24 protein-coding genes are annotated in these 23564 nt (G+C 65.9%); 12 read left to right on the top strand and 12 right to left on the bottom strand.

Annotation, left to right across the window (positions count from 1 at the left end; genetic code table 11):
- Window positions 1-14: 14 nt before the first annotated feature.
- Genes ACFQXB_RS16020 through ACFQXB_RS16010 form a run of 3 tightly spaced genes read right to left on the bottom strand, consistent with a single transcriptional unit; the run spans window position 15 to window position 2118 of the window.
- On the bottom strand, window positions 15-560 hold the full coding sequence (locus ACFQXB_RS16020; RefSeq protein WP_377405865.1) for a hypothetical protein: 546 nt from the start codon (window positions 558-560) through the stop codon (window positions 15-17).
- Window positions 557-1396 (bottom strand): GNAT family N-acetyltransferase, encoded by an 840-nt coding sequence (locus ACFQXB_RS16015; RefSeq protein ID WP_377405863.1) that lies wholly within the window; start codon window positions 1394-1396, stop codon window positions 557-559. The genes ACFQXB_RS16020 and ACFQXB_RS16015 overlap by 4 nt, the downstream gene beginning before the upstream one ends.
- Window positions 1393-2118, bottom strand: a complete 726-nt coding sequence (locus ACFQXB_RS16010; protein ID WP_377405861.1) for a 16S rRNA (uracil(1498)-N(3))-methyltransferase — start codon at window positions 2116-2118, stop codon at window positions 1393-1395. Before ACFQXB_RS16010 ends, ACFQXB_RS16015 begins: the two co-directional genes overlap by 4 nt.
- An 11-nt stretch (window positions 2119-2129) precedes the next feature.
- On the opposite strand from ACFQXB_RS16010, the gene ubiA reads away from it, so the two are divergent.
- From ubiA to ACFQXB_RS15995, 3 genes are all read left to right on the top strand, one after another.
- The gene (ubiA, locus tag ACFQXB_RS16005; protein ID WP_377405859.1) at window positions 2130-3092 is read left to right on the top strand and encodes a 4-hydroxybenzoate octaprenyltransferase; all 963 of its coding nucleotides are present in this window, start codon (window positions 2130-2132) and stop codon (window positions 3090-3092) included.
- A gap of 58 nt (window positions 3093-3150) precedes the next feature.
- Entirely contained in the window at window positions 3151-5067 is a 1917-nt protein-coding gene (locus tag ACFQXB_RS16000) for an OmpA family protein (protein ID WP_377405857.1), read from the top strand.
- Window positions 5068-5142: 75 nt separating this feature from the next.
- Window positions 5143-5478 carry a hypothetical protein gene (locus tag ACFQXB_RS15995; RefSeq protein WP_377405856.1) on the top strand — a complete coding sequence of 112 codons (336 nt, stop codon included), beginning with the start codon at window positions 5143-5145 and terminating at the stop codon, window positions 5476-5478.
- A 172-nt stretch (window positions 5479-5650) separates the two neighbouring features.
- On the opposite strand, the gene ACFQXB_RS15990 is transcribed toward ACFQXB_RS15995, so the two are convergent.
- From ACFQXB_RS15990 to ACFQXB_RS15975, 4 genes are all read right to left on the bottom strand, one after another.
- Window positions 5651-6091, bottom strand: a complete 441-nt coding sequence (locus ACFQXB_RS15990; RefSeq protein ID WP_377405854.1) for a molybdenum cofactor biosynthesis protein MoaE — start codon at window positions 6089-6091, stop codon at window positions 5651-5653.
- Between the two features lies 1 nt (window position 6092).
- Window positions 6093-6338, bottom strand: a complete 246-nt coding sequence (gene moaD, locus ACFQXB_RS15985; protein WP_377405981.1) for a molybdopterin converting factor subunit 1 — start codon at window positions 6336-6338, stop codon at window positions 6093-6095.
- A gap of 2 nt (window positions 6339-6340) precedes the next feature.
- Window positions 6341-7009 (bottom strand): CDP-diacylglycerol--glycerol-3-phosphate 3-phosphatidyltransferase, encoded by a 669-nt coding sequence (pgsA, locus tag ACFQXB_RS15980; protein ID WP_377405852.1) that lies wholly within the window; start codon window positions 7007-7009, stop codon window positions 6341-6343.
- A gap of 61 nt (window positions 7010-7070) precedes the next feature.
- A complete protein-coding gene (locus ACFQXB_RS15975; RefSeq protein ID WP_377405850.1) occupies window positions 7071-8033 on the bottom strand; it encodes an L-threonylcarbamoyladenylate synthase in 963 nt (320 codons plus the stop codon).
- 113 nt (window positions 8034-8146) lie between these two features.
- On the opposite strand from ACFQXB_RS15975, the gene ACFQXB_RS15970 reads away from it, so the two are divergent.
- The 4 genes from ACFQXB_RS15970 (at window position 8147) to ACFQXB_RS15955 (ending at window position 12115) form a co-directional block, all read left to right on the top strand.
- Window positions 8147-9862, top strand: coding sequence for an acyl-CoA dehydrogenase (locus ACFQXB_RS15970; RefSeq protein WP_377405848.1), 1716 nt, complete (start codon window positions 8147-8149; stop codon window positions 9860-9862).
- On the top strand, window positions 9859-10899 hold the full coding sequence (locus ACFQXB_RS15965; RefSeq protein WP_377405846.1) for an MBL fold metallo-hydrolase: 1041 nt from the start codon (window positions 9859-9861) through the stop codon (window positions 10897-10899). Before ACFQXB_RS15970 ends, ACFQXB_RS15965 begins: the two co-directional genes overlap by 4 nt.
- Before the next feature lie 453 nt (window positions 10900-11352).
- Window positions 11353-11487 (top strand): aa3-type cytochrome c oxidase subunit IV, encoded by a 135-nt coding sequence (locus tag ACFQXB_RS15960; RefSeq protein WP_377405844.1) that lies wholly within the window; start codon window positions 11353-11355, stop codon window positions 11485-11487.
- 22 nt (window positions 11488-11509) lie between these two features.
- The gene (locus ACFQXB_RS15955; protein WP_377405842.1) at window positions 11510-12115 is read left to right on the top strand and encodes a hypothetical protein; all 606 of its coding nucleotides are present in this window, start codon (window positions 11510-11512) and stop codon (window positions 12113-12115) included.
- 11 nt (window positions 12116-12126) lie between these two features.
- On the opposite strand, the gene uvrC is transcribed toward ACFQXB_RS15955, so the two are convergent.
- From uvrC to ACFQXB_RS15935, 4 genes are all read right to left on the bottom strand, one after another.
- The gene (gene uvrC / locus ACFQXB_RS15950; RefSeq protein ID WP_377405840.1) at window positions 12127-13989 is read right to left on the bottom strand and encodes an excinuclease ABC subunit UvrC; all 1863 of its coding nucleotides are present in this window, start codon (window positions 13987-13989) and stop codon (window positions 12127-12129) included.
- A gap of 329 nt (window positions 13990-14318) precedes the next feature.
- A complete protein-coding gene (locus tag ACFQXB_RS15945; protein WP_377405838.1) occupies window positions 14319-15101 on the bottom strand; it encodes an SDR family oxidoreductase in 783 nt (260 codons plus the stop codon).
- Window positions 15102-15112: 11 nt separating this feature from the next.
- The gene (locus tag ACFQXB_RS15940) at window positions 15113-16057 is read right to left on the bottom strand and encodes a calcium/sodium antiporter (protein WP_377405836.1); all 945 of its coding nucleotides are present in this window, start codon (window positions 16055-16057) and stop codon (window positions 15113-15115) included.
- Window positions 16058-16274: 217 nt separating this feature from the next.
- The gene (locus ACFQXB_RS15935; protein WP_377405834.1) at window positions 16275-17078 is read right to left on the bottom strand and encodes a S49 family peptidase; all 804 of its coding nucleotides are present in this window, start codon (window positions 17076-17078) and stop codon (window positions 16275-16277) included.
- 99 nt (window positions 17079-17177) lie between these two features.
- Here ACFQXB_RS15935 and ACFQXB_RS15930 point away from each other — a divergent pair, with 99 nt between their 5' ends.
- Window positions 17178-18071, top strand: coding sequence for a LysR family transcriptional regulator (locus ACFQXB_RS15930; RefSeq protein WP_377405833.1), 894 nt, complete (start codon window positions 17178-17180; stop codon window positions 18069-18071).
- Window positions 18072-18101: 30 nt separating this feature from the next.
- Here the strand turns inward: ACFQXB_RS15930 and thpR are convergent, their stop codons facing one another.
- On the bottom strand, window positions 18102-18653 hold the full coding sequence (gene thpR, locus ACFQXB_RS15925) for an RNA 2',3'-cyclic phosphodiesterase (protein WP_377405831.1): 552 nt from the start codon (window positions 18651-18653) through the stop codon (window positions 18102-18104).
- Window positions 18654-18855: 202 nt separating this feature from the next.
- On the opposite strand from thpR, the gene ACFQXB_RS15920 reads away from it, so the two are divergent.
- The 4 genes from ACFQXB_RS15920 (at window position 18856) to ptsP (ending at window position 23544) form a co-directional block, all read left to right on the top strand.
- Window positions 18856-19272, top strand: a complete 417-nt coding sequence (locus ACFQXB_RS15920) for a DUF1178 family protein (protein ID WP_377405829.1) — start codon at window positions 18856-18858, stop codon at window positions 19270-19272.
- Between the two features lie 3 nt (window positions 19273-19275).
- Complete coding sequence (locus ACFQXB_RS15915) at window positions 19276-19929, top strand: SDR family NAD(P)-dependent oxidoreductase (protein WP_377405827.1); 654 nt, start codon at window positions 19276-19278, stop codon at window positions 19927-19929.
- 99 nt (window positions 19930-20028) lie between these two features.
- Entirely contained in the window at window positions 20029-21288 is a 1260-nt protein-coding gene (locus ACFQXB_RS15910) for an aspartate kinase (protein WP_377405826.1), read from the top strand.
- Between the two features lie 12 nt (window positions 21289-21300).
- Complete coding sequence (gene ptsP / locus ACFQXB_RS15905; RefSeq protein WP_377405824.1) at window positions 21301-23544, top strand: phosphoenolpyruvate--protein phosphotransferase; 2244 nt, start codon at window positions 21301-21303, stop codon at window positions 23542-23544.
- Window positions 23545-23564 lie beyond the last annotated feature (20 nt).

Below are 23564 nucleotides of genomic sequence, written 5' to 3'. Positions count from 1 at the left end.
CGATCGCTGCTCGTTCAGCGGCAAGACCTGTCGCCTTGCGCCCGCCAAGTCAAGGCCGGACCTGCATCTCTCAGCCAAAGGGATTGCCTGCCATGCCCTGTGCTGTCCAGCACCCGCAACAGGCGCTGCATGTCCATTCCGGGCAAGGCGGCAAACACGTCGAACAACTGGCCCGCCCCCTGTGCGGCCACGGGGATGGCAAGGCTGCGCCCGCCGGTTTCGCGCAGCCACCAGGCAGAGCCGGATCCATCCCGGGCATGGGCGATCTCGGCAAGGTCTGACAGCGCAACCCAGCCGCCGGTTTCGGGGCCCATGTAGGAGATCTGACCCTCAAGCACCTCGACCACACCCGGATCGGTGACCGCGCGTTGAAACCGCAGGCGGCGCAATGCGACAACCAGCAGCGCCCCGCCCGCCACCAGCGCAACGCCCCCGAGTGCCGCCAGAAGCCAGCCGCCCCGGCCCATCAGCCAGGTCCCGGCGCAAAGCACCGCCCCCGCCACGATGACTTCGCGCCAGCGGTGCACGACGGCTGCGACCTCGGGGCGCACAAAGCTCATGGTGCGGCGTTCCCGGGCGCAGCCGGATCGGCAGGCTCGGCGAAGATGAGCAGGTGATAGCCGCCAACGTTGCGGAACCCAACCGCCTGATAGGCGCGCAGCGCGTTCGGATCGCGGGCAAAGAGGACGGCCCGACGCGTGCCTTCTGCCCGCGCCTTGGCAAGATGGAGCGCAACCACCCGACGGGCATGGCCCTGCCCCCGAAGCGGTGCGGGCGTGAAGACGCCCCCGATCTGCACCATACCGGCATGGACCGCGTTGAAATTGGTCATGGCCAGCGGCACATCCCCGTCTGCAAGGAAATGAACATGGCCGCGCTCCAGCATCGCCGTGACATCCGAAACGGCGCGCTGCCGATTGTCCGTCGGGGGATCGCCCAGAGCTTCACGCCGGTAGAGAGCGCGCCAGTCGGCCAGAAGCGCCAGATCCGCCGGCGTTGCGGGGCGAAGCTGCCCGGGACCAGGCGGAACCCGCAGATCCGTCAGGTCAAGCGCAAGAAGCTGCTCGACCTCGTCCACCTGGGCCGGCCTGTCGGCAAGGCCAAGTCCGGCGCGCAAGGCCGCCACCTGTCCGGGCGTCCCGTTCATCCCCGCGATCCGGTAACCCGACAGAGCCTGTCGCAGGGCGGGCCAGTCCGGGGGGCTGACCATCTCGATCAGCGCGTGGCGCGGCCCTTCACCAGGCGAAAGGCCGACGGTGCCCTCGATTCCGTCCCTGCCCCAGATCCAGAACGGCGCTCGGCCCAGATTGGCGCGCAGGAACATCGTGCTGTCAGCATTGCGCGACAGGAAGGCTTCAAGCCGCGCAAGGTCATCATCCCCCGCGCGCCGGATCACCGCCAATCCCCCAGATGTACCTGCCAGAGCGTCAGCGCCGCCACGGCGGCAGTATCCGCGCGCAGGATGCGCGGCCCCAGGCTGATCGAGGTCACCTGCGCCATCTCGCGCAGGCGCCGCCGCTCGGCTTCGGAAAAGCCGCCCTCGGGACCGATAAGGATGGCCCAGGGACCGGGACGCGCCGCCTCAAGGGTCTGGTGGGGCCCGGCCAACGCCTCGTCGCACCAGAGGATCTGCCGGTCTTGCGGCCAGCCGGCCAGAAGGCGATCAAGCGGTACCAGGGGCGTGACCTCGGGGACGAAGGTGCCACCGCATTGTTCGGCAGCCTCGACCGCATGGGCCTGAAGCCGGTCCTGACGGATACGCTCGGAATTCGTATGCGCGGTCTGCACCGGAATGATCCGCGCCGCGCCAAGCTCTGCCGCCTTTTCGACGATGAAATCGGTCCGGGCCTTCTTGATCGGTGCGAAAAGCAGCCACAGGTCCGGGGGAAGCTGAAGCGGGCGCGTCTGGTCGGTGCACAGAAGCGTGCCGCCCCGTTTGCCGGCCTCGGCCACCTCGGCCAGCCATTCGCCATCGCGCCCGTTGAACAGCGCGACGCCGGCGCCACGGTCAAGGCGCATGACCGCGAACAGGTAATGCGCCTGATCGCGCGTCAGTGTGACGGATTGCCCCCGACCCAGGGGCTGATCTACAAACAGTCTGGTTTTTGCCTGCAACATGGGATCAGCATATGACCGCGACACGCCAGACGCCAGAGCCCGCCGGACAGGTCGCCGATGCCGTGCGGGGCAACTGGGTAGATCGCCTGGCCCCGGCGCCGGCGCGGCCCTACCTGCGCCTGTCGCGCGCCGACAGGCCGATCGGCACCTGGCTTTTGCTGCTGCCCTGCTGGTGGGGGGTGGGACTTGCCGCCGCCGCTGACCCGGCTGGCGCGGGCTGGTTCGATCTCTGGATCGTGCTGGGCTGTGGCATCGGCGCCTGGCTGATGCGTGGTGCGGGCTGCACCTGGAACGACATAACCGACCGTGACATCGACGCACAGGTCACACGCACCCGGTCCCGGCCGATCCCCTCGGGGCAGGTCCGCGTCAGACAGGCGGCTGCGTGGATGGCGGCGCAGGCGGGGATCGCCTTCCTGATCCTTCTGACTTTCAACATGGCGGCCATTCTTCTTGGGATCGCGTCGCTTGCACTGGTGGCGATCTATCCCTTTGCCAAGCGTTTCACCTGGTGGCCACAAATCTTCCTTGGCCTTGCATTCAACTGGGGGGCGCTGCTGGCCTGGACGGCCCATACCGGCAGCCTTGGCTGGCCGGCTGTCCTGCTTTACGCCGCCGGGATCGCCTGGACGCTGTTCTACGATACGATCTATGCCCATCAGGACAAGGAAGACGACGCGCTGATCGGCGTGAAATCCACGGCGCGGCTTTTTGGTTCGGCCACGCCGGCCTGGCTCTGGGGGTTCCTTGTCGTCACGGTGGCGCTGATGGGGCTTGCGGTCGTTCTGGCAATGCCGGGCGGTGCTGCGCGGATCGTTGCGCTTGCCGGCGTCGCCGGGTTCGGGGCGCATCTTGTCTGGCAGTTGCGCCAGCTGCGCATAGATGATCCCGACGTCTGCCTGCGCCTGTTCCGGGCCAACCGCGATGCCGGGCTGATTCCTGCGCTGTTTCTTGCCAGTTCACTTTTCCTTTGATTGATCCCCCCGGGGGCGCCGCCTAGGAAAGGGCCGAACAAGACGAGGATGACACCGGATGCGTCACAAACAGCGCCTGATTGCGGTCACGGCCTTTGCCAGCGCGGCAGGGCTTTGCTTTGCCGGCGCGCTTTGGGCGGTGACAACGATCGAGAACCGTTCGGCCACGGCCGTCACCGAGGCGCTGCACACTGCCGGCTATGAGTGGGTGGATGTCGCGACCGACGGCCTCCAGGTCACCCTCAGCGGCGAGGCCGCGACCGAGGCGATGCGCTTTCGCGCACTGACAATCGGCGGCGAAGTGGTGGATTCCGCGCGGCTGATCGATCACATGACCGTCGCCGCCGCCGCCGTGATCGAGGCGCCGCAGTTTCAGCTTGAGATCTTGCGCAACGACGATGGCGTGCAGCTGATCGGGCTTGTTCCCGCCGCGGACGGGGATGCCGGCATCGCCGACACCATCACCGGCCTTGCCCCCGAAGCGCGCGTGATCGACATGCTGGAAAGCGCCGATTATCCGGTTCCCGACGGATGGGAAGGCGCCCTTTCCTTCGGGATCGAGGCGTTGCGCATGCTGCCGCGCTCCAAGATCTCGGTGACGGCCGATCGGGTGGCGGTGACAGCGCTCAGCGACAGTGCCACCGAGAAGCGGCGGATCGAGACGGAACTGACGCGGATGGCGCCTGCGGGGCTTCATCTGGCGCTTGCCATATCGGCGCCGCGGCCGGTGATAGCGCCCTTCACGCTGCGCTTTGTCGTGGATGACGAGGGAGCCCGGTTTGACGCCTGTTCCGCCGACAGCGACCGGGCGCGGGCGCGCATCATCAATGCCGGCGCCGCCGCGGGCGTCGAAGGCGCGGTGACCTGCACCGTAGGTCTTGGCGTTCCGTCGCCGGCCTGGGCGGAAGCTGTGAGCCTTGGCATCGCCGCGGCCGCCGAACTGGGCCATGCGACGATCAGCTTTTCAGACACGGACGTGTCGCTGATTGCCGGAGAGGATGTGGCGCAGGCGCGGTTTGACCATGTGGTGGGTGAACTGCAGACCGCGCTGCCTGATGTGTTCTCGCTTCAGGCGGTCCTGCCGGAAAAACCCGAAGCCCCGCGCACCCTGGAGGGGCCGGTCGAATTCACTGCCACCTTGGGCGAGGATGGGCGCGTGCAACTGCGTGGCCGGCTTGGCGATGAACGGATGCGCGCCGCCGTCGACAGCTATGCCCGGGCCCGCTTCGGCGGCGAGGCCGTCCATACCGCGACCCGCTTTGATCCGGACCTTCCCGATGGCTGGCCGATCCGCGTGCTGAGCGCGCTTGAAGCCCTGGGAGAGCTGCACACGGGCCAGGCAACCGTGCGCCCTGACCTCGTCGAGATCCGCGGCACCACCGGCAACCGCGAGGCCCGCGGCACGATTTCGCGCATTCTTTCGGACAAGCTTGGCCAGGGCAAGGATTACCGCATCAGCGTCACCTATGACGAAAGCCTTGATCCGGTGGCCGGACTGCCCTCTCCGCAGGAATGCGTGGCGCAGATCAATGCGCATCTGCGGGAACAGAAGATCAGCTTTTCCCCCGGCAGCGCCAACATGGACCCCGCAGCGCGGCGCGTGCTGGACAATATCGCCGATGTGATCCGCGACTGCATGGATGTGCCGATGGAGATCGGTGGCCACACCGACAGCCAGGGCCGCGAGGAAATGAACCTGCGGCTGAGCCAGCAGCGCGCACAGGCGGTGGTCGAGGCGCTGCGGGCGCGGCGGGTGCCGGTGTCGCAACTGACGGCACGCGGCTATGGGCCAGCCGAGCCGGTAGCCGACAACGGCACCGAAGCGGGACGCGAGGCCAACCGCCGCATCGAGTTCAAGCTGATCGGCGCCGAAGAGTCCGCGCCAGATCTGGATGAAAGCGAGATCGAGGTGGTTGCCGAGCAAGCCGGCGAGGGTACCCCCCGTCCCCGTCATCGCCCCGAAAGCGACGATTAACGGCCGAAAGGCCTTCAAGGTGGTTTCCGTCGGCCACAGGCCGATTTAAGGTTGCGGCGCAAGCAGGGCAGAGTCATGAACCGAACCGAATTCATCGCCGTCACCGCCATCATCCTGTTCGTGGCCTTTGCCGCGGGCTGGTTCGCCTATTGGCTTCTGCACCGTTTCACGCGCGTCAGCGTGAAGGATCTGGATGAACTGGATCGGATGGCGCGATCGCTGCACGATGCCGAAGAAAGCCGTGACGAGGCGATCACCTATCTTCAGCAGCGCGAGGCGGAACTGACCAATCAGCTTGCCCAGACCGAAGCCGAGCTCCGCGCGGCCATGGAAGGCCTGCGCAATGCCCGGAGCGAGGTGGAACGGCTGCGCAGCGAACTGGACAGCCGTCAGGAGACACGCACGGCCTGATCCCGGCCCGGCCGCGTTCGGGTTTCTGCCCCCGTCGCGGCCCTGCACAAGTGCCGACGACGGTCAGCAGATATCACGCATGTCAGTTTCACCGGATCGGTGGTTATGCCGCCGACCCGGGCCAGACAGGGGATCACGCTGGCCGGCACCGCAGGATCATCTGTCCCACCGCCTACCAGCGATCCAGCGCTTCCTCGTCGGCCTCGCGCGCCGCCACCCATGACGCGCCGCCCCGGGTGATTTCCTTCTTCCAGAACGGAGCGCGGGACTTGAGGTAATCCATCAGGAATTCGGCCGCAGCAAAGGCATCGGCACGGTGCGCTGCGGCTGTGGCCACCATCATGATCGGCGCGCCAGGGGCGAGGGATCCGTGGCGATGGATCACCAGGCAGTCCGCCAGCGACCAGCGCGTCATGGCTTCGGCGCGGATGGCGGCGATGGCGGCCTCGGTCATGCCTGGATAGTGCTCGATCTCCATGCGGAGAAGCCCGCCCTCGACATCACGGACGATGCCGGTGAAGGTGACGATCGCCCCAGCATCGCTGCGGCCGGCGGCGAAGGCCGTTGCTTCGGCACCCAGGTCGAAGGGCTCGGACTGGACGCGTACCCCCATCTCAGCCACCGGTCATAGGCGGGAAGATGGCAACTTCCCGCACCCCTTCAAGCGAGGCGGAAAAATCGCTCAGTTCCTGATCCACGGCGACGCGCAGCGCCGACAGGTCGGCAAAGGCCGCGGCGTAGCGTTCCTCGCGCTGCATCAGCTCGGCGACAAGGTCGGCCACGGTGGCAGCCGTCGTCTCGACCCGCTCGCGGGGCAGGCCGATCCGTTCCCGCACCCAGGCGAAATAGAGAACATCCACACTCATGCGCGATCCTCCTTCAGAAGCGGCAGCGCCTTGCGGAAATAGTCCCAGCCGGTCACCAGGGTCAGAAGCGCCGCCACCATCAGCAGGCCGATGCCAAGCACCTGGCTGGCCATCATCGCATTGTAGCGCAATCGCACGCCGCCCAGATCTGCAATTTCGCCGGCAAGGATCGCATCGATCACCGGCCCCTCAAGGCCCTGCACGCGCGCCACGAAATGATGTTCGAAGATGCCGGTTGAAAACAGCACTGCGATGGCCACCATCTGCGCCGTTGTCTTCCACTTGGCCAGCCGCGTGACCTTGAGCAGCCCGGCCTGGCTGCCCAGAAATTCGCGCAGGCCCGACACGAAGATTTCCCGAAACAGGATGATCGTGGCAGGCAGGATCAGCCAGGGGCTCAGCCCCGATTGCGAGACGATCACCAGAAGGGCGATGACCACCATCGCCTTGTCGGCAATCGGATCCAGCATCGCGCCCAGCCGGGATTCCTGCTGCCACGCCCGGGCCAGATAGCCGTCGATGAAATCGGTGATCGCAGCGCCCAGAAACAGCACCAGCGCAAACCAGTCGGCAAGCGGCCGCGCAAAATACAGGAACATCACGGCAAGACCCGGCGCGGCCAGAAGGCGCAGGACGGTCAGGATGTTCGGCACGGTCCAGGTCATGAAGCCATCCTTAGTGCAGATCGGCAGCGGGGGGAAAGCGGTTTCGCATGTCGCGTGGCCTTCAGGGCCGCGGCGCGGCGGCGCGGCGCAGACGGTCGTTGATCGCCCGCCCCAGGCCGTGCTGCGGAACCGGCGCCACAGCGATGCGGCCCTGCGCTGCCGCAGCATCCGCCGCGCGCAACAGCGCGAACAGCCGGGCGGCGGCCTCGGTAAGGTCGCCCGTCGGTGACAGGTTGAAAGGCGCTGTCGCCGAGGCCGGACCGAAGCCGATCCACACCTCATCCGCCTCGGGCCGGGTGACACCAAGGCGCACGCATGCGCCGGGGGCGTAATGAGAGGCAAGCTGGCCCGGCGCGCTTGGCTGGGCAACCTCGTCGCCCAGCGCGGCAAGGGGATGGCCAAGACAGGCTTCAAGCACCTCATGCGGGACGCCGCCAGGGCGCAACAGCACGGGCCGGTCGAGCAGCTCCACGATGGTACTCTCCACGCCGACGGGGCAGTCGCCGCCCTCCACAATGGCATGGATCCGACCGCCAAGCCCCTCGGCCACATGCGCGGCGCAGGTCGGGCTGACACGGCCGGACGGGTTGGCCGAGGGCGCCGCAAGCGGGCCGTCATATGCACGAAGCAACGCCTGCGCCACCGGATGCGCCGGCACCCGCAGCGCGACACTCGTCAGCCCCGCCGTTACGCGCGGGGAAAGCCCGGCATCGTCGCGCAGCGGCAGAACCAGCGTCAACGGACCGGGCCAGAAGGCCGCTGCCAGACGCTCGGCCTCGGGGGAAAAGCGCGCGAACCGTCTTGCCGTCGCCACGTCGGCGACATGAACGATCAGCGGGTTGAAGTCCGGGCGCCCCTTGGCGGCATAGATCCCGGCGACCGCCTGATCGTCACGCGCATCCGCGCCGAGGCCGTAGACCGTCTCGGTCGGAAAGGCGACAAGGCCGCCGCCGCGCAGGATCTGCACCGCGCGGTGCAGCCCCTCATCGTCGGGGGGCAGGATCTGGGTATCCAGCGGTTCCATTCTGACGCAGCGTTTCCTTGATTGGGTCTTTGCCTGCGGGCAAAGTTGCGCATTATGCCTCTGACATACGCGCGCCACGCGACCTTGCCAAGGCGCGCACATGGGAGGACAGGATGGCCTATCGCGCGCCGGTTGCGGATTACCGCTTTCTTTTCGATCATGTCGTGGGCCTTGAGGCCGTGCGCGACACGGCCCGCTATGCCGAAGCAACCCCCGACCTGACCGACGCGATCCTTGCCGAGGCGGGGCGGCTTTGCGACGAGGTGCTGGCGCCCCTGCAACGCGCGGGCGACCTGCACCCGGCCAGGCTGGAAAACGGGGTGGTGCGCACAAGCCCGGGTTTCGCCGAAGGGTATCGCGCCATCGCCGAAGGCGGCTGGATCGGCATGGCGGCCCGCCCGGAGGCCGGCGGCATGGGCCTGCCGATGACCATCGCGACGGCCGTGAACGAGATGATGGCCGGCGCCTGCCTGTCACTGCAACTCAATCCCCTGATGTCACAGGGCCAGATCGAGGCGCTGGAAAACCACGCGGATGCCAAGATGCAGGCGCTTTACCTGCCCAAGCTGATCTCGGGCGTCTGGTGCGGCACGATGAACCTGACCGAACCGCAGGCGGGCAGCGATGTGGGCGCGCTGCGCACCCGCGCCGAGCCGAACGACGACGGCAGCTATGCCATCACCGGCCAGAAGATCTATATCACCTGGGGCGACAATGACTTTTCCGAGAATGTCTGCCACCTTGTGCTTGCGCGTCTGCCCGATGCCGCCCCCGGCACCCGCGGGATCAGCCTGTTCATGGTCCCGAAGTATCTGCCCGATGCCGATGGCAATCCGGGCGGGGCCAACAGCCTGCGGGTGGTCAGCCTTGAACACAAGCTGGGCATGCACGGCAGCCCCACCGCCGTCATGGAATACGACGGCGCCACGGGCTGGCTGGTCGGCGCGCCGCACAAGGGGATGGCCGCCATGTTCACCATGATGAACAACGCGCGGCTGGGCGTCGGGATGCAGGGCGTGGGCGTGGCCGAGGCGGCGCTGCAACATGCCGTGGCCTATGCGCTTGACCGACGCCAGGGCCGCACCCCGATCGAGGGCGGTCGCGGCACGATCATCGACCACCCCGATGTGCGGCGAACGCTGATCGCGATGCGGGCTGAAGTGTTCGCGGCGCGCGCCATCGGCCTTGCCTGTGCCGCCGCGATCGACATGGCCCATGCCACCGGCGAGGACGACTGGCAGGCCCGCGCTGCCCTTCTGACCCCTATTGCCAAGGCGCATGGTACCGATATCGGCATCGAGGTTGCCCAGGCCGGCATTCAGGTTCACGGCGGCATGGGCTTCATCGAGGAAACCGGCGCGGCCCAGTTCCTGCGCGACGTGCGCGTCACCGCGATCTATGAGGGCACGAACGGCATACAGGCGATGGATCTTGTCGGACGCAAGATGATGGACGGGGGAGAAGCGGCCTTCCGCCTGCTGGAAGAGATCGAGAAACAGGCCGAGGCCGCCCGTGCGCGCTTCCCGCAGATGGCCGGCGCCACCTGGGCCGCGGCCGAAACCCTGCGCGAGGCGACGGAGCTTCTGATCTCGCAGGACATGACCGACCGCTTTGCCGGGGCCGTCCCCTTCCTGCGCGCCTTCGCGCGGGTGCTTGGGGCACATTATCACCTTCGGGCAGCGATGGCGGAAGATACGGCCGGCAAACGCACCGAACTTGCGCGGTTCTTCATCAAGCGCATCCTGCCGGAACATGCCTCGCTTCTGGCACAGCTGCGCGAAGGCGCGGCCGGGCTTTACGCACTTGCACCGGAAGATCTGAGCGCATGAAGGATACAGGCGGCATCCGCACGCCCTGGAATCTCCCGCCCGGCGAGGGTGAGGCGATCGAGGTCGCCGAGGGGGTGCTGTGGATGCGCCTGCCCTTGCCGATGCGTCTTGATCATGTGAATGTCTATGCGCTCGACGATGGCGACGACGGCTGGACCATTGTCGACACCGGCCTTGATACCCGTCGCAGCCGCGCGATCTGGGACAGGCTGCTGGACGGCCCGCTGGCGGGCCGTCCCGTCACCCGCGTCATCGTTACCCATCACCACCCCGATCACATCGGTCTCGCGGGCTGGTTCCAGAACCGCGGCGCGACGCTGCTGGCCAGCCGCACCGCCTGGCTTTACGCGCGCATGCTGAGCCTTGACGTGCAGGACCGCCCGACGCCGGAAACCCTGGCCTTCTGGCGGCAGGCCGGCATGGATGGCGCCCTCCTCGCCCGTCGCGCCGAGGACCGGCCGCTGAACTATGCCGACAGCATTGCGCCGTTGCCCCTGGGCTTTCGCCGGCTGCAAGGCGGCGGGCGTCTGCGGGCGGGCGGGCGCGACTGGGATCTGCACTTGGGCGGGGGCCATGCGCCCGATCACGTCACCCTGTGGTCGCGCGACTGCAACCTTGTGCTGGGCGGCGACCAGTTGCTTGGCTCCATCTCGCCGAACCTGGGGGTATATGCGTCCGAGCCCGAGGCGGATCCGGTACAGGACTGGCTGGACAGTTGCACGGCACTCGCCACCCTCGCGCAGGAAGATCACCTTGTCCTGCCCGGTCACAAGCTGCCCTACACGGGCCTGCCACATCGCCTTGAACAATTGATCCAGAACCATCACGGCGCGCTGGGGCGCCTGCTGAACTTCCTGCAGGAACCGCGCAGCGCCACCGAGTGCTTTGCACCGCTGTTCAAGCGGCAGATCGGCGACGGCGAATACGGGCTGGCACTGGCCGAAGCCGTAGCACACCTGAACCACCTGACAGCGCAGGGGCTTGCCACCCGCTCTGACGGGGCGGATGGCGCATGGCGCTGGCAGGTGAAGGCATGAGCCGCCCGTCCGCATCCAAGAGCACATCGCAGCGCGCTTGAACGCCTCGGCCCTGCACGACAAGATGCACCGGTAATCCGGTATGGCATCAGAAAGTATGCCTCTGTGTCCTTCGGCCATCATGTGCCATACGGCTTAGCTGCCACCGGCGGGGCGGGCATCGGCTATTCTCTTCCCAAGCCGCGTTCGGACTCCGGCTCTGCTCGCCCCGATGGGGTTCGGCAGGGCAAAGTCGGAACAAGGCGAAATTGAAACGAAAGCCTTTTCAGGCAGTCCTGGAAACGAATGCTTTTGATGACGATCGGCCCCGCTCCTCACCGGCGGGGCCTTTTGGCTTTGCGTGCCCGGAGCTGGACAGCCTGCGTCAGTCGCACCCGCAATGGATGCCAGAGATGCGTGACAGAGCCGGGTGAATCGGCTACCAACAGCGCGACACAGACAAGGAGAGCCTTCATGGCCGAACACAAGCACGGCGAAATGGACATTCAGGAACAGGAAAAGACCTTCCACGGCTTTATCCGCTTCACGAAGTGGGGCGTGATCATCGTGATCGGCGTGCTGATCTTCCTCGCGCTTGCCAACGCCTGACGTGTCATCGCCGCACGGCTTGGTGCGCCGTCTTCTGCTGGCCCTGCTTCTGCCGCTGATTGCTGCCTGTGCCGGCGTCAATGACGCCAAGCAGGCGCCTCAGGCTGCCATCGACCAGGCGCTTTATCGCGACGGCGGGGCGCCGGCGCTGACCATTTACACGGTCGTGAACAACGCCACCGGTCGCGGCGGGCACACGGCGCTGCTGATCAATGCCGATCACCGCGCCCTGTTCGATCCGGCCGGCAGCTGGTACAATGATGCCACCCCGCAGCGCAACGACATGCATTACGGCATGACACCGGCGCTGGTCGAGCTGTTCGAGGATCATCACGCCCGCCCCACCCATCACGTGGTGATCCAGAAGATCAGCGTGCCGCCCGAGGTCGCACGCAAGGCCATGCGCCTTGCCGAAGCCGAGGGCGCTTTGCCGGAATCCTTCTGCACCCGCGCAACCAGCCGCGTCCTGTCCGCCCTGCCGGGGTTCGAGCGGATCAAGACAACGTGGTTCCCGGTCGCACTGTCTGAGCAGTTGTCGGGAATGCCGGGCGTGGTGACAACGATCCGTCACGATGACGAATGGCAGCCGCATGAAATCGCCCTGGGCGCGCATCTGACCGGGCGCTGAGCCCGGCCAGCTTATTGCGGGTGGAAGAAATCATAGATGGTCTGAGCCATCGTCTCCGAAATCCCCTCGACCGCCTTGAGATCCTGCAGACCGGCACGCGACACTGCCTTGGCGCTGCCGAAATGCAGCAGCAGCGCGCGCTTGCGGGTGCTGCCGACGCCGGGAATCTCGTCCAGGGGGGTGGCGCCGACAGACTTGGCGCGCTTGGCGCGGTGGGTGCCGATCGCGAAACGGTGCGCCTCGTCACGCAGACGCTGCACGAAGTAAAGCACCGGATCGTTGTGCCGCAATGCGAAGGGACGCTGACCGGGGCGGTGGAACTCTTCCTTGCCGGCATCCCGATCAATGCCCTTGGCCACACCGACCACAGGGATGTCATCGACCCCCAGATCGGCCATGATGCCGGCCACCGCCGATATCTGGCCCGCGCCGCCGTCGATCAGCAGCAGGTCAGGCCAGGTTTCGCTTTCGCGGTCCGGATCCTCGCGCAGCAGCCGTTCGAACCGACGCGTGAGCACCTCTTTCATCATGCCGAAGTCGTCGCCCGGGGTCAGGCTGTCGCCGCGGATGTTGAACTTGCGGTACTGGCTTTTGAGGAACCCTTCCGGCCCCGCGACGATCATGCCGCCGACGGCATTCGTGCCCTGGATATGGCTGTTGTCGTAAACCTCGATCCGGCGCGGCGGAGAGGGCAGGTCAAGGGCCTCGGCAAGGCCGTCCAGAAGCCGGCTCTGACTCGCGGTTTCGGCAAGTTTGCGGGCAAGGCTTTCGCGGGCATTGCGCGCGGCGTTTTCCACCAGTTCAGCCTTCTCGCCGCGCTGCGGCAGTGCAAGTTCCACCTTGCGCCCGGCGCGGTCGGTCAGAACCTGGGCCACCAGATCCTCGTTCTGGACGGGATGCGACAGCAGGATCAGCCGTGGCGGCGGCTTGTCGTCGTAGAATTGGGTCAGGAAGGCTTCGAGGATCTCGCCTTCATCGGCCCCGGCGCCCGTGCGCGGGTAATAGTCGCGGTTGCCCCAGCTCTGGTTGGCGCGGATGAAGAACACCTGCACACAGGCCTGTCCGCCCTCCAGATGCAGGGCGACCACATCCGCCTCGGTCACGCCGCGCGGGTTGATCCCCTGCACCTGCTGAACGGCCGTCAGTGCCTTGATGCGATCTCGCAGCGCGGCCGCCCGTTCAAACTCCATCGCCTCCGAGGCCTCGGCCATCTCGCGCGCGAGGTTGGCCTGGATGCTCGTGCTGCGCCCCTGCAGGAAACGTTCGGCATCAGCGACCAGTGCCGCGTAGTCCTCGTGGCTGATATAGCCCACGCAGGGGGCCGAGCAGCGCTTGATCTGATAGAGAAGGCAGGGCCGCGTCCGGCTCTCGAAGGTGGAATCCGTGCAGTTGCGCAGCAAAAACACGCGCTGCAACTGGTTGAGCGTGCGGTTGACCGCACCTGCGCTGGCGAAGGGCCCGAAGTAGCTGCCCTTCTCGGTGCGTTTTCCCCGGTGCTTCTTGATCTGAGGAAAGCGATGCGCCCTGGAGACAAGGATGTTCGGGAAGCTCTTGTCATCGCGCAGCAGCACGTTGTACCGCGGTTTGAGCTGCTTGATGAGGTTCTGTTCCAGCAGCAGCGCCTCGGTTTCCGTCCGCGTGGTCAGGAACATCATCTGCGCGGTTTCCGAGATCATCCGCGCGATCCGGCCCGAATGCCCCGAGGGGCGGGCATAGTTGGACACCCGCGCCTTGAGATTGCGCGCCTTGCCGACATAAAGCACACGCGCCTCGGCATCGAGCATCCGATAGACACCCGGGCTGGCATCCAGCGTCCTCAGATAGGACTGGATCAGCGCGTGGCCGACAAGCGGAGCCGGGGTTTCCTTGGTCATGGCGACACCTTCGTGATTCCGGGCGCTGGCTGCAACCTTCTCACCCGGCAGGCAAGCAAAAACATGTCCACGGTTTCTGTGGATAACTGTGGGGGGAACTTGCCGCTTTCCCCGATTTTTCCTTGAATCAGGGCCGGTTCATCGCATTGCCTGTTTTTTAGGCGACAATGCAACCCGTTGTTTTTACTTTCAAAGTTTTTCCAGAGGCACCAGAGACCTGTAATTCTTGACAGAATCATGACGGCCCACAGGCAGCGAAGGTCCCGGTGGACAAGTCAAGTGGGATCAACAACTCGAACGGCAGGGGCGGCATATACTTCGGGCGGTCGCTATGGCTCGACGCCCAGCACATCCGGCGTCTGCCAGGACAGATGCTGGCCCCCGTCAACGCAAAGAAGCTGGCCCGTGACGCCCGGCGCATCCAGCAGATAGCCAAGCGCCGCGGTGATGTCCTCGGGGTTGGAACCGCGCTGCAGGATCGTTGCGGCGCGTTGCGCGGCAAAATGTCCTGCGCCCTGACGCGCGCCCTGCAAGGTGGGTCCCGGTCCGATGCCATTGACACGAACCCGCGGCGCCAGGCCCTGTGCGGCCGTGCGTGTCAGCACCCACAGCCCCATCTTGGCAATGGTATAGCTGCTGAATTCGGGTGTCAGCTTGCGCATGCGCTGGTCCAGCATGTTGACGATCAATCCCTGCGCGACGGGTTCGCCCCGCTCATCCATCACCGGGTCCGGCACCTGACGCGCAAAGGCCTGGGTCAGGACGAAGGGCGCGCGCAGGTTTGATTCGATATGGCGGTCCCAGCTCAGGCGGGTGGCCGTTTCAAGATTGTCGTATTCGAAGATCGAGGCGTTGTTCACCAGAACCGTCAGCGGCCCGCCGAGCGCCGCGACGGCGCGGGGCACAAGTGCCTGGCTTTGCGTTTCGTCCAAAAGATCGGCCTGAAGCGCCACGGCGGCACGGCCCAGTCCCCGGATTTGCTCCACAAGGGTGTCCGCATCCTCCTGCGAACCGGCGTAATGCACAGCCACGTCATGGCCGCGCCGTGCAAGATACAGCGCCATGGCACGGCCCAGACGCCGCGCCGCACCCGTGACAAGTGCCTGAGCCACGTTCCTCTCCTTCAGATCAGCAACAGGGCCAGATAGCCCACATAAAGCGCGGTCAAGCCCGCCCCCCAGGCCCGGTTGATCGGCCAGCCCCTGAACACGAATGGCGCGAGAAGCAACGACGCCCCCAGCATGATCCAGAGATCCAGCGTCAGGAAAGACGGATCCACGGGCAACGGCCCAACCAGCCCGGCGATGCCGATGATGGCCAGCAGGTTGAACATGTTCGAACCGATCACATTGCCCAGAGCCACATCCGCCTCGCGGCGCAGTGCGGCGGCAACTGTCGTCGCAAGTTCGGGCAGCGAGGTTCCGACCGCCACAAGCGTCAGGCCGATGATCGTCTCGCTGATCCCGAGATCGCGCGCGATGCTCACCGATCCACGCACCAGCAGGTCCGCGCCCAGCGGCAACCCCACAAGCCCGGCGGCAAGATACAGAAGGATCCTGCGCCACCGCATCCCCATCTCGACGCCTTCCAGTTCGTCCAGCGGGTCCGATCCCGGCGCGCTCGCACGGGCGCCGCGATAGGCGTCGAACAGCATGAAGGCCAGCGCCGCCAGCAACACAAGCGCATGCGGTGTCCGGATCGGACCCGCCCAGCTGAGCCCGATGAACAGAAGCGATGCGCCGATCATCATCACATAACTGCGCCGGGTATCCGTGCCGCGCGTGGTGATCGTGGCAAACAGCGCCGGAACCCCGAGCACAAGCAGGATATTGGCGGTGTTGGAGCCCACGACATTGCCAAGGGCGATGCCCGGCGCATCGCTCAGCACCGCCTTGACCGAAACCAGAAGCTCGGGCGCCGAAGTGCCGAAGGCCACCACAGTAAGCCCCACCACCAGCGCCGGGATCCCAAGCCGGATCGAAAGGTTCACCGCGCCGCGCACCAGCGCGTCTCCGGCAAAGACAAGCAGAACAAGCCCCGCCGCCACCAGCAAAAGATCAAAAAGCACGTTCAAGCCCCCGTCGCGCCCGAATTTTCAAAGTTGACCCCGATCGCCCCGGCGCGTGCAATCGCATGAGGTTCCACCACCCAGCATGTACCGTTGGCAGCTGGGGCATTTTTCAACCCGTTTCGTCCGGCCGAATCCGCGCGTCAACCGCAGCTTTCCGAACATGGCCAGAAGCGCCATGACCACAAGAAACAGCGTGACGGCCTTGAGTATCATCCTAAAGCCCGTAACGCGCCCAGAGGGCCCGGTCTTCGGCAAGATCCATGACCCCGCCGGCGGCGCGCATCCCGAGGCGCGACAGGATTGGCCGGCGCATCCCGTAGGGCATCACCTCGACCTTGGGGCCGTAAAGCTCTTTCAGCTTCGGCAGGGGGTGGCCGATACCGTCCGCCAGCCCGACCGAAACCGCCTGCCGGCCAACCCAGATATCGCCTGTGAAAAGGTCGGTGTCCTTTGACAGCCGTTCGCCGCGACGGGCACGGACCTGATCGATGAAAGCCTGATGGATCGGCTCCATCATCGACTTCAGACGCGCGACATCCTCGGTCTTCTCGGGGCGGAACGGGTCCATGAAGCTCTTGGATCGCCCTGCAGTATGAACCCGCCGCTCGACGCCGAAGCGCTCGATCAGGCCGTGAAAGCCGAACCCGGCCGAGACGACGCCAATCGATCCGACGATCGAGCTTTCGTCGATCCAGATGTCATCTGCCGCCGTTGCCAGCCAATAGCCCCCCGATGCGGCGACATCCTCGACGAAGGCATGCACCTTGACCTTGCGTTCCTCGGCAAGGCGGCGGATGCGTCCGGCGATCAGCGCAGTCTGCACCGGCGCGCCGCCCGGCGAATTGATCACCAGCGCGACGGCATCCGGCTTGCCGCGCCGGAACGCCCGTTCGATCAGGGGCGCCACTGCGGCATCATTGAGCGCGCTGCCCGGCCTGCCGCCCGAGGCGATGGTCCCGGAAAGCCGCACCAGTGCCACGCGCGGCGGCGTCTTGAGAAATGGAATGAAACGCTTCATGCATCGCATTTAGAGCGCCCGAAGCCCGGTAACAAGAACCGGCAACAAGAAGCAGCGTCACAAGCACCCGCTTTCGCCCGATCCGTAGCAGGAGCCGCCATGATCGACAAACTGGAGATGTTTATTGCGCTGGCGAACGAGCGCCACTTCGGACGCGCTGCCGAAAGCTGCGGCGTGACGCAACCCTCGCTGTCGGGTGCGATCCGCCAGCTGGAGGATCAGCTTGGCGTGCAGCTTGTCTGGCGCGGATCGCGTTTTCAGGGCCTGACGCCCGAGGGGCAGCGCGTGCTGGAATGGGCGCTGCGCATCGTCGCCGATGCCCGCACGATGAAAGAGGAAATGCGCGCCGCACGTCACGGGCTGTCGGGCAATCTGCGGATCGGCGTCATTCCGACCGCGCTGTCGATGGTGGTGGATCTGACGGGGCGCTTTGCACTGCACCATCCGAACGTGCGCCTGACCATCCAGTCGCGCAGTTCCTACGAGATTCTGTCGGCGCTCGAGCGGCTCGAACTGGACGCCGGCATCACCTACCTTGCCAACGAACCGCTGGGCCGCGTGACGACGGTTCCGCTTTATCACGAAGGCTACCGGCTTCTGATCCGGCCCGACGGTGGCCTTGATACGCGCGAGACCGTAACCTGGGCCGAGGTCGCCGCGCAGCCGCTCTGCCTTCTGACCGGCGACATGCAGAACCGGAGGATCCTCAATCACCACATGGCCGCGGCGGCACTTGCGCCGCAGGCGATGATCGAGTCGAATTCGGTCATTACCTTGCTCGCCCATGTCCTGACAGGGCACTGGGCCAGCGTGATCCCCGACCGGCTGACCGAGGTGATGGCCCCGGACCGCCTGCTGGCAATCCCTATCGAGGATCCGTCAGCCCGGCATCTGGTGGGCCTGGTCACCCCGGCGCGCGAACCGCATACGCCGGTGATCGCCGCACTGCTGGATCATGCTGCACGGATCGCCGAACCCGGACTGCACGAATAACCGGACGACGCGCACAGCCCGTCCGCAGGATCATCGCCAAGGCTCCGTCAACGGATACTCCGCGAGTTGCGTGTAATGCGGCCCCGACGGCAGAAGGCGGGATTCGTACAAGCCGAAGGCCGGAACAGCCTCGGGGCCGGCGGAAAATGTCGAAAACTGAACCAGCGCCTTTTCCAACCTCGGAAGGTCGGCGCTTGCCGGGGAGAACCGCCCCAGCGTCACATGGGGAATGAAGCGGCGCGCCTCAACGGTGCAGCCCGCCCGCCGCGCTGCTGTCAGAACTTTCTGCTGCAAGGCAATCAGCGGCGGATCAGGTCGCACCACCGCGTGAACCGAGTGCGGACGGGCCTTCCCGAATGCCCCCACCCCCTGCAGGACAAGCTCGAGGGAAGGGGCGCGCAAGGTCTCGAGCGCGAAATGAACCTCTTCCAGGACGGCTTCGGTCTGATCGCCCAGAAAAGCGAGCGTGACGTGCAGATCCGCTTCGGGCACACGCCTTGGCAGCGGAAGCATCTGCGCCAGAAGGGCTAGGCGGTTCGCCAGCACCTGCGGCACCGGCAGGGCGATGAAGGCGCGGATCATCGGCGCACCTTCTGGCGGTGTGACGTCAGGGGCATGTGGGGGCAGATCATGGCGTCTCCTTCCATCCTGACGCAGCCGATCGTGGCATCGCAATCCGGCTGGCCGCGCGGGCACAGTGTTGCAAGAACTGCGGCATGGCCCATGCGATCTTGAACAAGTTCCGTTTATGGTTAGATCATGGCGCGAACGATCGGAACAGGCCATGATCCGCTTTGCCCTCAGATGCGATAAGGACCACAGCTTTGAAAGCTGGTTCCAGTCCGGCGCGGCGTATGACACGCTGCGCGCGGGCGGGCATGTTTCATGTCCGTCCTGCGGCAGCAGCCGGATCGAGAAGCAGCTGATGGCGCCGGCGGTGCGGCCTTCCGAAAAGGCGCCGGCCCTTGCCGCCCCCGCGGATCCGCAGCAAGAGGCGCTGGCAGCACTCCGCCGCGAGATCGAGGCCAATGCCACCTATGTCGGCATGAACTTTGCGACTGAGGCCCGCGCGATGCATGCGGGCGAGCGGGAAGCCCGCGCCATCTATGGCGAGGCCCGCCCCGAGGAGGCGCGCGCCCTTATCGAGGAAGGCGTGCCTGTCGCACCCCTGCCATTCCTGCCCAAGCAGAAGGCGAACTGAGCGATGACGATCCTGATCACCGGCGCGGGGCGGGGAATCGGCCGCGCCTTGCTGGAGGCCTATCGGAATGCAGGGGCTGAAGTGATCGGAACCTGCCGTGGCACACCCCCTGCGCCGGGCCGCTGGATCCGCCTTGATGTGCGCGCGGAAGCGGACCATGCCGCGATGGCTGCCGAACTGGCAGGCCAGCCCATCGACCTTCTGGTCTGCAACGCCGGGATCTTTCCGCAAGCAGGCCGCAGCCTGGATCAGCCCCATGACGCCGCCGCCTGGCAGGACGCCTTTGCCACAAATGTGACGGGCGTCTTCCAGACCGTTCAGGCGCTGCTGCCGAACCTGCGGCGGGGTCCGGGGCGGATCGCGATCATCGGCTCGGCGATGGGATCGCACAGCCGCGCGCCGGGGGGATCCTACCTCTATCGCGCGACCAAGGCCGCAGTTCTCAATCTTGGCCGCAACCTTGCCCATGACCTGCGGCCCGAGGGCATCGCCGTGGGGGTCTATCATCCCGGTTGGGTGCGAACCGACATGGGCGGCGCGGGCGCAGAGATTGACCCGGAACGTTCGGCCCAAGGCCTGGCCGCACGCTTTGCGGACCTGGACCTGGCCACCAGCGGCTGTTTCCGTTCACACGACGGACCGGACATCCCCTTCTGATCGCCTTGCCGCGCTGGGCCACCCCCTTCGGCGCGCTTGCAAGGCAGTCGTGCATACCGTAGGAAGCGCACGATTTTGCTGGCAGCTCGGAGGATGCCCATGCCGGTACTGGTGATGAAATTCGGCGGCACTTCGGTTGCCAATCTTGACCGTATCAGGAACGCCGCGCTCAAGGTCCGGCGCGAGGTGGAACGCGGCTATGACGTGATCGTCATCGTCTCTGCCATGTCCGGCAAGACGAACGAGCTGGTGGGCTGGGTCAACGAAACATCGCCGCTTTACGACGCGCGTGAATATGACGCCGTCGTTTCGTCGGGCGAGAATGTCACGGCCGGGCTCATGGCGCTGACCTTGCAGGAAATGGACGTGCCGGCCCGCAGCTGGCAGGGATGGCAGGTGCCGATCCTGACCACAAGCGCCCATGGCGCGGCCCGCTTCATCGACATCCCGCGCACGAATATCGATCAGAAGTTCGCCGAAGGCATGAAGGTCGCCGTTGTCGCCGGTTTCCAAGGCGTTTCCTCCGAAGGGCGCATCACCACGCTGGGGCGGGGCGGTTCGGATACGACGGCCGTGGCCTTTGCCGCCGCCTTTGGCGCGGAACGCTGCGACATCTACACCGATGTCGATGGCGTCTATACCACCGATCCGCGCATCACGTCGAAGGCCCGCAAGCTGGACCGCATCGCCTTCGAGGAGATGCTGGAACTGGCGAGCCTGGGGGCCAAGGTGCTCCAGACCCGTTCGGTCGAACTGGCCATGCGCTACAAGGTAAAGCTGCGGGTGCTCTCCAGCTTCGAGGAATGCGACGAAACATCCGGCACGCTTGTCTGCGACGAGGAGGATATCATGGAATCGAAGGCCGTAGCGGGCATCGCCTTTTCCCGCGATGAAGCGAAAATGACCCTTGTCACGGTCGAGGACCGCCCCGGCATCGCCGCGGCGATCTTCGGCCCGCTTGCCGACGCGGGCGTGAACGTGGACATGATCGTCCAGAACATCTCGGAGGAGAACTTCCGCGATTACAAGGGCGGCGTGACCGACATGACCTTTTCCTGCCCCGTCGATCAGGTGAAGCGCGCCGAAAAGGCGATGGCTGATGCCCGGGCCCGCGGCGACATCAAGTATGATGAACTGGTCATCGACACCGAGGTCGCCAAAGTCTCGGTCGTGGGGATCGGGATGCGCAGCCATGCCGGGGTCGCGGCAAAGATGTTCAAGGCGCTCGCCTCAGAAGGGGTCAACATCAAGGTCATCACGACCTCGGAAATCAAGATTTCCGTGCTGATCGACAGGAAATATATGGAACTTGCAGTTCAGGCACTTCATGATGCCTTCGAACTGGACAAGGCAAGCTGAAGCCGGGGGGCTATGCCCGAACGCACCGAAACCGAAAGCCGCAAGCTGCTGCGGCGCCTGCGCGACACGCTTGCCGAAGCCGGCGCCGGCCAGGAAAGGCTTGACCGGATCACGCATCTGATCGCCGATTCGATGCGGACCGAGGTCTGTTCGATCTATCTGTTTCGGGACGCCGACACGCTGGAGCTTTGCGCGACCGAGGGGTTGAACCCAGAGGCCGTCCACAAGACGCGGCTGCGGCTGGGCGAAGGCCTTGTGGGGCGGGTCGCGCGAACAGGCACACCCGTCAACACCGGCAACGCCCCGCAGGAACGCGGCTTCCGCTTCATGCCCGAAACCGGGGAAGAAGTGTTCTCGTCGTTCCTGGGCGTACCGATCCAGCGGCTTGGCGAAAGCCTGGGCGTGCTGGTGGTCCAGTCCAAGGAGGCGCGCCAGTTTTCCGATGACGAGGTCTATGGCCTCGAAGTCGTGGCGATGGTTCTGGCCGAGATGACGGAGCTGGGCGCCTTCATCGGCGAAGGCGAGGCCCTTGCCGCCCCGCATCAGCATCCGGTGATGTTCCGGGGCGCAACCGGCCAGGAAGGCGCGGCCGAGGGCAACGTCTGGCTGCACGAACCCCGCGTCGTCGTCACCAACATGGTGGCCGACGATCCCAAGGCCGAAGTCGAACGGCTGCGCAGCGCGGTCGAGCGGCTGCGCGTTTCGGTGGACGACATGCTGAGCCGCGCTGCAGCGACCGACAAGGACCAGATCGAAATCCTGCAGACCTACCGCATGTTCGCCCATTCGCGCGGCTGGATGCGGCGGATGGAGGAAGACATCGGCCGCGGCCTGTCAGCCGAAGCCGCTGTCGAAAAGGAGCAGTCGGCCGCCCGCGCACGGTTGCAGCAATCGGCAGATGCCTATCTGCGCGATCGCCTGCACGATCTGGACGATCTGTCGAACCGTCTGCTGCGCATTCTGACGGGGCAGGGCCGCGAAACGGGGGCCGAGCTTCCTGCCAGCCCGGTTCTTGTGGCGCGCAACATCGGCCCCGCCGAACTTCTGGATTATGGCCGAAGCCTGAAGGCAATCGTGCTCGAGGAAGGCTCGGTCGGCTCGCATGCGGCGATCGTGGCACGGGCCTTGGCCATTCCACTCGTCATCCATGCCGAACGCATCACCACCGAAGCCCTGAACGGCGACCACATCCTTGTCGATGGCGACCAGGGTTTTGTTCATCTGCGCCCCGAGGAAAGCGTCGCCAACGCCTTTCGCGACAAGATCGCCATGCAGGCCAAGGCGCAGGAACGCTATGCCTCGCTGCGCAACCTGCCGGCGCAGGCGCGCTGCGGCACGACAATCAGCCTCCACATGAACGCGGGGCTGATGGCCGATCTGCCCTCGCTGGAAGGCTCGGGGGCCGAGGGCGTGGGCCTCTTCCGGACCGAGTTGCAGTTTCTGATCCGCAACCAGGTGCCAAAACGGGGCGAGCTTGCGGCGCTTTACGCGCGCGTGCTTGACGCCGCGAAGGGCCGCCGGGTCGCGTTCCGCACCCTTGATATCGGGTCGGACAAGGTCCTGCCCTACATGAAGCCGCAGGACGAACCGAACCCGGCGATGGGCTGGCGGGCGATCCGGCTGGGGCTCGACAAGCCCGGCGTCATGCGGATGCAATTGCAAGCGCTGATCCGCGCCGCGAACGGCCGCCCCCTGACGGTGATGTTCCCCTTCGTGGCGCAGCTCGAGGAATACACCCAGGCCCGCGACCATCTCATGCGGGCGCTGGATACCGAGGGCCGGCTGGGTCACACCCTTCCCAGCAAGATCGAAGTGGGCGCGATGCTTGAAACGCCCAGCCTTGCCTTTGCACCGCGCAAGTTCTTCGAACTGGCCGATTTCGTTTCCATCGGCGGTAATGACCTCAAGCAGTTCTTCTTTGCTGCGGATCGGGAAAACGAACGGGTGCGCCGCCGTTATGACACGCTCAATGTCAGCTTCCTCGGTCTGATCGAACAGATCGTGCGCCGCTGCGGGGAAACCGGGACGCCGCTCTCCTTCTGTGGCGAGGACGCCGGCCGCCCCATCGAGGCGCTTTGCATCGCCGCAATGGGCCTGCGCACCCTTTCCATGCGGCCGGCTTCGATCGGCCCGGTGAAGCATCTGCTGCGCCGCGTTGATCTGGGCGAGGCCCGATCCGTCATCGACGCCGCGCGCGAGGCAGGCGCGCAAAGCGTCCGCAGCGCCGTCATGGACTGGCTGACGACCCAAGGCTGAAGCCTCCACCGGCAGCGCGC

This window comes from Halodurantibacterium daqingense (genome assembly GCF_042666235.1).
In the GTDB taxonomy this organism is placed as follows: domain Bacteria; phylum Pseudomonadota; class Alphaproteobacteria; order Rhodobacterales; family Rhodobacteraceae; genus Halodurantibacterium; species Halodurantibacterium daqingensis.
Note: the sequence above shows the minus strand (reverse complement) of the source record. Positions and strands in the feature narration are given on the sequence as shown.

What these genes read in the sequence shown, in the direction of transcription:
- ACFQXB_RS16020 (WP_377405865.1), bottom strand. Translation starts at nt 560, where the DNA reads ATGAGCTTTGTGCGCCCCGAGGTCGCAGCCGTCGTGCACCGCTGGCGC.
- ACFQXB_RS16010 (WP_377405861.1), bottom strand. Translation starts at nt 2,118, where the DNA reads ATGTTGCAGGCAAAAACCAGACTGTTTGTAGATCAGCCCCTGGGTCGG.
- ubiA (WP_377405859.1), top strand. Translation starts at nt 2,130, where the DNA reads ATGACCGCGACACGCCAGACGCCAGAGCCCGCCGGACAGGTCGCCGAT.
- ACFQXB_RS16000 (WP_377405857.1), top strand. Translation starts at nt 3,151, where the DNA reads ATGCGTCACAAACAGCGCCTGATTGCGGTCACGGCCTTTGCCAGCGCG.
- ACFQXB_RS15995 (WP_377405856.1), top strand. Translation starts at nt 5,143, where the DNA reads ATGAACCGAACCGAATTCATCGCCGTCACCGCCATCATCCTGTTCGTG.
- ACFQXB_RS15990 (WP_377405854.1), bottom strand. Translation starts at nt 6,091, where the DNA reads ATGGGGGTACGCGTCCAGTCCGAGCCCTTCGACCTGGGTGCCGAAGCA.
- pgsA (WP_377405852.1), bottom strand. Translation starts at nt 7,009, where the DNA reads ATGACCTGGACCGTGCCGAACATCCTGACCGTCCTGCGCCTTCTGGCC.
- ACFQXB_RS15975 (WP_377405850.1), bottom strand. Translation starts at nt 8,033, where the DNA reads ATGGAACCGCTGGATACCCAGATCCTGCCCCCCGACGATGAGGGGCTG.
- ACFQXB_RS15970 (WP_377405848.1), top strand. Translation starts at nt 8,147, where the DNA reads ATGGCCTATCGCGCGCCGGTTGCGGATTACCGCTTTCTTTTCGATCAT.
- ACFQXB_RS15965 (WP_377405846.1), top strand. Translation starts at nt 9,859, where the DNA reads ATGAAGGATACAGGCGGCATCCGCACGCCCTGGAATCTCCCGCCCGGC.
- ACFQXB_RS15960 (WP_377405844.1), top strand. Translation starts at nt 11,353, where the DNA reads ATGGCCGAACACAAGCACGGCGAAATGGACATTCAGGAACAGGAAAAG.
- uvrC (WP_377405840.1), bottom strand. Translation starts at nt 13,989, where the DNA reads ATGACCAAGGAAACCCCGGCTCCGCTTGTCGGCCACGCGCTGATCCAG.
- ACFQXB_RS15935 (WP_377405834.1), bottom strand. Translation starts at nt 17,078, where the DNA reads ATGAAGCGTTTCATTCCATTTCTCAAGACGCCGCCGCGCGTGGCACTG.
- ACFQXB_RS15930 (WP_377405833.1), top strand. Translation starts at nt 17,178, where the DNA reads ATGATCGACAAACTGGAGATGTTTATTGCGCTGGCGAACGAGCGCCAC.
- thpR (WP_377405831.1), bottom strand. Translation starts at nt 18,653, where the DNA reads ATGATCCGCGCCTTCATCGCCCTGCCGGTGCCGCAGGTGCTGGCGAAC.
- ACFQXB_RS15920 (WP_377405829.1), top strand. Translation starts at nt 18,856, where the DNA reads ATGATCCGCTTTGCCCTCAGATGCGATAAGGACCACAGCTTTGAAAGC.
- ACFQXB_RS15915 (WP_377405827.1), top strand. Translation starts at nt 19,276, where the DNA reads ATGACGATCCTGATCACCGGCGCGGGGCGGGGAATCGGCCGCGCCTTG.
- ACFQXB_RS15910 (WP_377405826.1), top strand. Translation starts at nt 20,029, where the DNA reads ATGCCGGTACTGGTGATGAAATTCGGCGGCACTTCGGTTGCCAATCTT.
- ptsP (WP_377405824.1), top strand. Translation starts at nt 21,301, where the DNA reads ATGCCCGAACGCACCGAAACCGAAAGCCGCAAGCTGCTGCGGCGCCTG.